Annotated in this window: 1 protein-coding gene; it reads right to left on the bottom strand. The window is 70.0% G+C overall.

Features of this window, described 5'->3' with window-relative positions; genetic code table 11:
- A partial coding sequence (locus HNV26_RS37625; RefSeq protein WP_171453070.1) for a cupin domain-containing protein occupies positions 1-413 on the bottom strand: 413 nt, incomplete at both ends.

Below are 413 nucleotides of genomic sequence, written 5' to 3'. Positions count from 1 at the left end.
GCGACGGATCGCGGTAGAGCTGCGGATGCCCCGGCCCGTCCTCGTCCGGGCCGTCGGACAGGCGCGTGAGCAGGTCGTGCGCGAGGCCCGTGCGCGACGGCGAGCGGAAGCCGATCGAATAGGTCATGCACTCGCCTTCCGCGATGCCGTCGTGCGCCCAGCGCGGCGGCAGGTAGAGCATGTCGCCGGGCTCCAGCACGAACTCCTGCTCGGGCTCGAAGTTCTCCAGGATCTTGAGCGGAATGCCGTCCTTGAGCGACAGGTCCTTCTGCCGGCCGATGCGCCAGCGCCGCCGGCCATGGGCCTGCAGCAGGAACACGTCGTAGCTGTCGAAATGCGGCCCGACGCCGCCGCCCTCGGAGGCGTAGCTGATCATCAGGTCGTCGAGGCGGGCCTGCGGGACGAAGCGGAAC

The sequence above is a fragment of the Myxococcus xanthus genome (assembly GCF_013116825.1).
Lineage (GTDB): Bacteria > Myxococcota > Myxococcia > Myxococcales > Myxococcaceae > Myxococcus > Myxococcus xanthus_B.
Note: the sequence above shows the minus strand (reverse complement) of the source record. Positions and strands in the feature narration are given on the sequence as shown.